The sequence below is a fragment of the Streptomyces lunalinharesii genome, from assembly GCF_039532155.1.
Taxonomy (GTDB): domain Bacteria; phylum Actinomycetota; class Actinomycetes; order Streptomycetales; family Streptomycetaceae; genus Streptomyces; species Streptomyces lunalinharesii.
Window position 1 is genome coordinate 23,824 of sequence record NZ_BAAARK010000060.1, and the last position, 7,552, is coordinate 31,375.

Consider the following 7,552-nt stretch of genomic DNA (forward strand, 5'->3'; position numbering starts at 1 on the left):
CTGAAACCCGCCCTCCCCCTGAACACGGGGATCTTACTCAGAACGCGTCGGACGTCCGCCGCCCACCTCGGGCCGGGCGTCAGCGGCGCAGCGCCTCGAAGGCGCGCCGGGCGGCCGCACCGATGGCGAGGTCGATGTCGGGTGCGAGGTTGGCCCGGCGGTCGGAGCGGGTGAGGGCGGCCATCGCCACCCGGTCGCCGGCCTCGGACTCCACCACCCCGATCTCGTGCCGCAGGTGCAGGAAGGTGCCCGTCTTGCCGCTCACCCGGAGGGTGTCGGCCTGGAGTTCGCTCGCCAGCCGGTGGCGGAAGAGCTGTCGTCCCATCAGCCGGCGCAGCTGCGCGCACGCGTCGGGCCGGGCCACGTCGTCCCGCCACACCCGTTGCAGCAGGTCGACGAGGCCGGTGGCGGTGCCGGCGTTGGCGTGCGCCGGGTCCAGCGTCTCGATGCTGTGCTGCCCCGAGCGGTCGTCGCGGATGGCCAACTCCAGCGCGAGCGAGAAGTCGTTGCCGGCGGCGCCGGCGGCGCACTCGTACATGCGGTTCAGTCGGTGCCGCACGCGGATGCCGGCGCAGCCCCAGGCGCGCAGCCGGGCGTCGACCTCCGCGGCGGGCACGAGGTCGAAGACCGCGTCGGCGGCGGCGTTGTCGCTCACCGTCAGCATCGACAGCAGCAGGTCGCCGACGGCGACGGTGGCCGGGTGCCGGAACGCCGCCAGGCCGGTGGGCCCGACGCTGCTCGTGGCGGGATCGACGACCACCGGCCGTGCCGCGTCGAGTTCCCCGGCCGCGATCCGGTCCAGCGCGACGAGGGCCAGCGGGACCTTGGCCACCGAGGCGAGCGGCACCGACGCGTCGACGTCGAAGCCGAGTTGCTCACCGGTGTCGACGTGCCGGGCCAGGAACGCGCCCCGGACGCCGACGGCCGCCCACTCCGCGGCGATCGTCTCGGCGACGTCGAAGAGGTCCGCGTCGTCGGCGACGCAGACCGGTCGGGGGGCCGGGCCGGCGCTCATCCGCGGGCCGCCAAGCGCGACGGCCCGTCCTCGCCCGCCGACCCGGCGGCCGGCGCGGCCGGCTCGGCGCCGACCGCGGCCGCCAACAACGCGGCCAACCAGTGCGGCACCTGCGCCGCCTCCGGGTCCCGGCGCGCGGCGCGCAGTTCGTACCCCCGGTGCAGCGCGGCGTCGTCCAGCGGTGCCCAACTCGCCCCGTGCCGCCGGGCGAACGGCTCGGTGCACAGCAGCGTCAGCTGTCCGGCCAGGGTCTCGGCGAGGGCGGTCGCCATCGGTCCGGCCGGCCGGACCGTGCTCTCCGGCAGCCCGGCCCGCGCGACGGCCCGACGCAGCCGGTCCTGGGCGTACGGGGCGTGGTCCTCCACCGTGGTGAGGACCGGCGTGGCGGCCGGGCGCCCGGGGCGGGCGCCGTTCCCGCGCCGCGGCCGCAGGTCCTCCAGGTGCACCGCGCGGCGGCGCGTCCGCGGCCGGCCCGTCGGTGCCTCCGAGGGGGCGGACGCCAGACCGAGCGGCACCCGCAGCGCGGCGTGCTCCGGCGGCACCCGCAGCAGTGCGTACGCCAGCGACGCATCGGCCAGGCCCGCCGCGCGCTCGTCCGGTGGGAGTTCCCGCACGCCGAACGTCGTGCCGCGCTCGGCGCCCGCGCGGATCACCCGTGCCAGCGCGGCCGGACCGCAGTCCGCCGGCACGCCGACCGTGCGCACCGCCGACTGCCGGGCCGACCGGGCCACGTGCCGCAGCCGCTGGGCCCGGTCCAGCACGTCGCGGGCGTACGGCAGCAGGAGGACGCCCAGTTCGGTCGTCGCGACCTGACGCCGCGAACGGTCGAACAGCTGGCCCTCGAAGTGCGCTTCCAACGTCTTGATGCGCCGGCTGAGGAGCGGTTGGGCGATGCCGAGGCGTTCGGCGGCGCGCGAGAAGCTCGCCTCGTCGACGGCCGCGACGTACGCCTCCAGGTGTGCGAGGAGGTCCACCCCGCAGTCATACCAATAAGTTATGACGCATTCAAAGTTCACTCTTGGACATGGGTGGAGCCCTGCTGCTTCGCTGTGCGTCACCGGACCCCCGCGCGATCGGGGCTCCGCGGACCGCACCACGACGAACCGGGAGACCTCCGCACATGACCCGTGCCACCCCGCTGCCCCGCCGCGGCCTGCTCAAGGCCGGCCTCGCCGCCTCCACCGCCGTCCTCGCCGCGACCGCCGCGCCGTCCGTCGCCTCGGCCGCCACACCCCGCCAACTGCGCAACGCCGAGGGGGAGTTGCTGGACCTCGAACGACGGTACGCGGCGCGCCTGGGCGTCTACGCCCGCAACGCCCGCACCGGGCAGGTCGTCGCCCACCGGGCAGGCGAGCGGTTCGCGATGTGCTCGACCTTCAAGACGGTCGCGGCCGCCGCGGTCCTCCGCGACCACGCGCACTGCGCACCGCTGGACAAGGTGATCCACTACCCGCCGTCGGACCTCCTCGCGAACTCCCCGAAGACCGCGGAGCACGTCGACACCGGCATGGCGGTGGGCGACCTGTGCGCCGCCGCGATCCAGTACAGCGACAACACCGCGGGCAACCTCCTGCTGCGCCAGATCGGCGGCCCCGCCGGCCTCACCCGGTTCTTCCGGTCGATCGGCGACCGGGAGAGCCGGCTCGACCGCTGGGAGACCGAACTCAACGACGCCGTACCCGGCGACCCGCGCGACACCACCACCCCGGAGGCGCTCGGCACGAGCTACGGGCACCTGACGGTGGGCCGGGCCCTCGACCCCGTAGCTCGCGAACACCTCGTGACCTGGCTGAAGGGCAACACCACCAGTGGGGAACGCTTCCGCGCCGGCCTGCCGCACGACTGGGTCGTCGGCGACAAGACGGGCACCGGCGACTACGCCTCCGCCAACGACGTCGGCGTCGCCTGGACGACCAGGAAGACGCCGATCGTGCTGGCCGTGCTGACATCGAAGGACGCCAAGGACGCCCCGGTGGACAACGCGCTCGTCGCGGACGCGGCGCGGATCGTCGCGCGCGCCCTCGCCCCCGGCGAGTGACGCCCCGAGGACCCGCACACCGCCCTTCAGCCACCGACGGCGCGCCCTTCCGTCGGCCCGGGCCGCTCAGACCTGCGGGTGCGAGGAGGGCCCTTCCTGGGCGGCCGGCGTGACCGGGTGCAGCTGCGCCCGGGCGTGCGCGACGGCCTCGGCGACGGTCGTGCAGAGGGCGCCCGGCGGCAGTTTGGCCAGTACGCCCAGGGCGTCGAGGTGCGCGCGGTGCGGATCCGAGACCCCGGACAGATGGACCACGGCGCCCCGCCGGAGGTGGTGGTCGATGACGTCGGCCAGCGTCAGGATGGCCGTGGTGTCCAGACCGGTGACCCGTTCGAGGTCGAGGACGACCGCCCGGCCCCGCGCCGGGAACACCGGCCGCAGCACCCGGTCGGCGGTGGTGAACAGCAGCGGGCCGGCGAAGCGGTGCACCGCGATCTGGGCGTCGGGTGCGGCCGGCGCCGGCCCGGTCCCGGAGTGCGGGGCCCTTTGGACCGGCACCCACACCTGATCGACGCGGGCGGTCGCGGTCACCGTGCGCAGCGCCAGGACCACCGCCAGCGCGGTCCCGGTGAGCACCGCCGTGACGAGGTCGACGGTGAGGGTGAGCGCCCCGGTGAGCGCGGCGATCGCGGCCTGCCCGCGCCCGACCCGACCGAGGGCGCGCAGCGCGGCGACGTCGATCATGCGGATCGCCGTGGCGATCAGGACGCCGGCCAGCGCCGCCAACGGCACCGCGGACACCAGGGGAGCGGCCACGAGGACGACGAGCGCCACCACGGCGGCGTTGGTCAGCGCCGCCAGTTGGGAGACCGCGCCGGACCGGACGTTGATGGCGGTGCGGCAGACGGTGCCGGTGGCGGCCACCCCGCCGAAGAACGGGACCGCCAGGTTGGCGAGGCCCTGGCCGAACAGCACCCGTTGCCCGTCGTGGCGTTCGCGTCCGCTCAGCGCGTCCGCCGCGGCCGCGGTCATCAGCGACTCCAACGCCACCAGCACCGCGACCGTGACCGCCGTGGGCAGCAGCGCGAGGACCTCCCCGGGAACCAGGAAGCCCGGGGAGGGCGCCGGCAGGCTCGTCGGCAGGTGCCCGATGCGGGCCAGCGGGAGGCGGGCGACCTCGGCGACGGCGGTGGCCACGGCGACCGCCAGCAGCGGGAACGGGAAGGAAGGACGGAGCCGGGCGCCCCACAGGCAGACCGCCAGGGTGCCCACCGTGATGCACAGCGCCGGCCAGTTCGGACCGGAGCAGAACGCGCGCAGGGCGCCGAGCGCACTGGCCGCGACGGCCTCGCCGTGCGGAACGTGCCGCCCCAGTGCCGGCGGGACCTGCTGCGCGATGATCACGACGGCCGCGCCGAGGATGAACCCCTTCACGACCGGCGTGGGCACGCACCGCATGTACCGGCTGGCCCGCCCCAACGAGAGCCCGAGGAGCAGCAGTCCGGTGAGCAGTCCGGTGGTGAGCACGCCCTGGGTTCCGTGCGCCTCGACGATCGGTGCGAGCACCACGGCCAGCACCCCGCTCGGCCCGGTGATCTGGAGCCGCGCACCACCGAACACGGCGGCCAGGCACCCGGCGACGACGGCGGTGACCAGCCCCGCCCGGGCGCCCAGTCCGGACGCCACGCCGAACCCGATGGACAGCGGCAGCGCCGCCACCGCGACGGTCAGTCCGGCGAAGAGGTCCTTGCGCGGGGCCCGGCGCAGCGCCGCGAGATCGGCCCGGTCCGGGAGGAGTTGGGAGATCCGGCGCCGGCCCACCCGGACCAGGCGCGTCGGCCGCCCCCGACCGGGGTTCATCGGGTGCCTGCCGTGGCGATCGAGCGGCCCGGCGCGGCTCCCCTGTTGTCTCTTCGACGTTCCACTGTCGTTCCCACCCTTTCCCGAAATGCGCCGCCGGACGTCCATGCGGGAAAAGGAAACCCTCGACATGGATGGCCGGAACGCGAAACACCCGACGCGGAAGTGGCGTGAATGCGCGCATCCGTCAGGGTTAACTGTCCAGGCCACACGGCATGGTTGCCGTGATCTCCAGGCGGCGGAGTGTCACTCACGCTGGCATATGCGTTACGACGCGACAAGTGGGAATTGAGGTTCGGGAATTACTCCCGGAGCGGGAATCTCCGACCGCTCGACGTCCTCCGGAAAATCCTCTTCCGATAGCACATCGCTATCATCTGAAGTGCGAAATCACCGCGAAGCGCGAAAGGCGATCGGGGAATTGCGGGACGTGGCGGCCCGGGTGCCTGGTCATCGCCCCGCATCCGGTTCCCGCGCGGGCAGGCCGCGCAGCAGGACGTCGAGGAAGAGCTCGAAGCGCGGGGCGGCGTGGCCGAGGTCGAGCGGATTCTCCTGGGCGGCGAGCCAGCTGACGACCGAGGTGATGAAGACGTACCAGCTCTGCTCGGCCAGGTCGGGGCGGACCCCGGCGTTGGTGAAGGCGGTGATGACCTCCGTCCGCAACCGGCCGAAGGAGGCGGCGGTGTGGCGGTGCGGTCGGGAGAGGCGGGTGGCGTAGCCGGGCACGGCGAGGAAGTGCTCGTGCATGGCCCGTGCCACTTCGGCGAGCCACGGACGCCAGCGGCGCCGGGGCGGGCCGTCGGCGGGCAGGATGCGCTCGATCATGACCTCGCTGACGAGGTCGAACAGTTCCTCGCGGTTCTTGACCCAGCGGTACAGCGCCGAGTGGGACACCGTCAGGCGGGCGGCGAGTTCCCGCATGGTCAGCGCGTCGAGGTTCCCGGTCGAGAGCGCGGCGTCGACGATCCGCTCGCGGCTGAGCTGGGCGGGGCGTCCCGGGCGGGTTCGCGTGGTCGCGGCGTCATCCATGGCCAGGACTGTAACGAGCCCCTCCGCCACGGACCCACCGCGGTGCGGCCCCGCGCCGCGCGCGCCTGCCTGGGCTGTATTAGTGACCAGTGGTCACAAACCCGTGTTACGCTCGCGACGGGTCCAGGGCCTCACCCGTACCACCACCGAAGCCGTCCGACGGAGACCGGCTGACGAACACTCAAGTCAGCTACGACGTAACGGAGTTGGGGTGGCTTGCTGGTGAGGAGTCCAGTGGACCCGCCGTCGTCGCGGTCGCTCCCGTCCGGGCCGAGCCCGCCCGCAGTGCCGCTGACGACGCCGCACGGTCCCCTTCGTCCCGTTGAGGAGAAGCATGGAACTGCACCAGGTCCCGTCCGTGGACGGCGACGCGCATCCGAACGGCTCGACCCTGTTGCTGAGCGACGACGACGTGCGGCGGTCCTGCGACATGGCAGCGGTCGTCGACGCCGTCGAGGCCGCGCTCCGCGACGCCCCCGGGCCGCAGTTGGCGTTGCCGCCGCGGTCCTACGCGGCGGTCGAGGGCACCTTCCTCCGGGTGATGCCCGCCATCATGAGCCGGGCCGGGGTGCTCGGGCTCAAGATGCTCCACGGCTCGTTCGAGCGGGGCGTCCGCTACCTCGTGGTCCTCTGCGACCTGGAGACCGGCGCGGTCACCGGCGTGCTCGACGCCGCCTACCTGACGGCCGCCCGGACCGGGGCCACCTCGGGCGTGGCGACCAGGCACCTGGCCCGCGAGGACGCCGAGACCGTCGGCGTCCTGGGAGCCGGCCTCGAAGCGGAGACCAACCTGGCGGCGGTGGCCGCCGTGCGCCCGGTCACCCGGGTCAAGGTCTTCAGCCCGCGGCCGGCCCGGCGCGCTGACTTCGCCGCGCGGATGGGCGCCGCCCTCGGCATCGACGTGGTGCCGGTCGACACCGCACGGGCCGCGGTCACCGGCGCGGACGTGGTGGTCGCGGCGACCAACACCGGCGCCGGCGGCCCGGTCGCCCTGCACGGCGAGTGGATCGAGCCCGGGCAGCACGTCGTGTCGATCGGCTCGACCATGCCCGCCCGTCGGGAGGTCGACGTCGCCACCTTCGCCCGGGCCGACGCCGTCGTCTTCGACGCTCCCGCCGACACGGTCGCCGCGGAATCGGGTGACGTCCTCGCCTGGCGCGAGCGCGACGACCGTGCCGCCACGGCCGTGCCCACCCTGACCCAACTGCTGGGCGCGGAGGTTGCGGGCCGCCGGCGGGCCGACGACGTCACCGTGTTCAAGTCGATCGGCGCCGCCACCCAGGACCTCGCCGCCGCCGTCGCGGTGTGCGAGCGGGCCCGCGAGCTGGCGATCGGGACCCCGGTGCGCGGCCTCGCGGACCTCAAGACGTTCTGAGCCGGCCGCGACCCGGCGGTGACCATGGTCGGCCGGGCGACGGACGGGGCCGCACCTCTCCGGGAGGTACGGCCCCGCTTCGCCCCGCGCCGGGCGGGGCGGTCGGTCAGGAGAACAGCTTGGTGTAGATGTTCCAGCCGGTGCCGATCTGGACGCGTGCCTGGTAGGGGCTGGTGGCGTTGCCGGTGCCGTAGTAGGCGTAGAGGCGGCCGGTGGTGTCGCGGGCGACGAAGTCGGTCTTGCCGTCGAGGTTGATGTCGCCGGTGGAGACGAGGGCGTTGTAGCCGCCCCAGCCGGT

General features: G+C 74.3%; 6 protein-coding genes and 1 pseudogene. 2 read left to right on the plus strand and 5 right to left on the minus strand.

What is annotated here, in order from left to right; translation table 11 throughout:
- Positions 1–79: 79 nt before the first annotated feature.
- Together ABD385_RS38700 and ABD385_RS38705 are read right to left on the minus strand one after the other, a co-directional pair.
- Positions 80–1,015: a serine hydrolase gene (locus ABD385_RS38700; protein WP_344584644.1), complete on the minus strand. Its 936-nt coding sequence runs from the start codon at positions 1,013–1,015 to the stop codon at positions 80–82.
- A complete protein-coding gene (locus ABD385_RS38705) occupies positions 1,012–1,989 on the minus strand; it encodes a LysR family transcriptional regulator (RefSeq protein WP_344584646.1) in 978 nt (325 codons plus the stop codon). Before ABD385_RS38705 ends, ABD385_RS38700 begins: the two co-directional genes overlap by 4 nt.
- A gap of 146 nt (positions 1,990–2,135) precedes the next feature.
- On the opposite strand from ABD385_RS38705, the gene bla reads away from it, so the two are divergent.
- Positions 2,136–3,053, plus strand: a complete 918-nt coding sequence (bla, locus tag ABD385_RS38710) for a class A beta-lactamase (protein ID WP_344584647.1) — start codon at positions 2,136–2,138, stop codon at positions 3,051–3,053.
- Between the two features lie 66 nt (positions 3,054–3,119).
- On the opposite strand, the gene ABD385_RS38715 is transcribed toward bla, so the two are convergent.
- Both ABD385_RS38715 and ABD385_RS38720 read right to left on the minus strand, forming a co-directional pair.
- The gene (locus tag ABD385_RS38715; protein WP_344584648.1) at positions 3,120–4,850 is read right to left on the minus strand and encodes a SulP family inorganic anion transporter; all 1,731 of its coding nucleotides are present in this window, start codon (positions 4,848–4,850) and stop codon (positions 3,120–3,122) included.
- A gap of 450 nt (positions 4,851–5,300) precedes the next feature.
- Positions 5,301–5,879 carry a TetR/AcrR family transcriptional regulator gene (locus tag ABD385_RS38720; RefSeq protein ID WP_344584650.1) on the minus strand — a complete coding sequence of 193 codons (579 nt, stop codon included), beginning with the start codon at positions 5,877–5,879 and terminating at the stop codon, positions 5,301–5,303.
- A gap of 334 nt (positions 5,880–6,213) precedes the next feature.
- Between ABD385_RS38720 and ABD385_RS38725 the strand changes: the two genes are divergently transcribed.
- Positions 6,214–7,254 carry an ornithine cyclodeaminase family protein gene (locus ABD385_RS38725; RefSeq protein WP_344584652.1) on the plus strand — a complete coding sequence of 347 codons (1,041 nt, stop codon included), beginning with the start codon at positions 6,214–6,216 and terminating at the stop codon, positions 7,252–7,254.
- A gap of 106 nt (positions 7,255–7,360) precedes the next feature.
- On the opposite strand, the pseudogene ABD385_RS38730 reads toward ABD385_RS38725, so the two are convergent.
- Positions 7,361–7,552, minus strand: a pseudogene (locus tag ABD385_RS38730) (hypothetical protein); the annotation flags it as partial.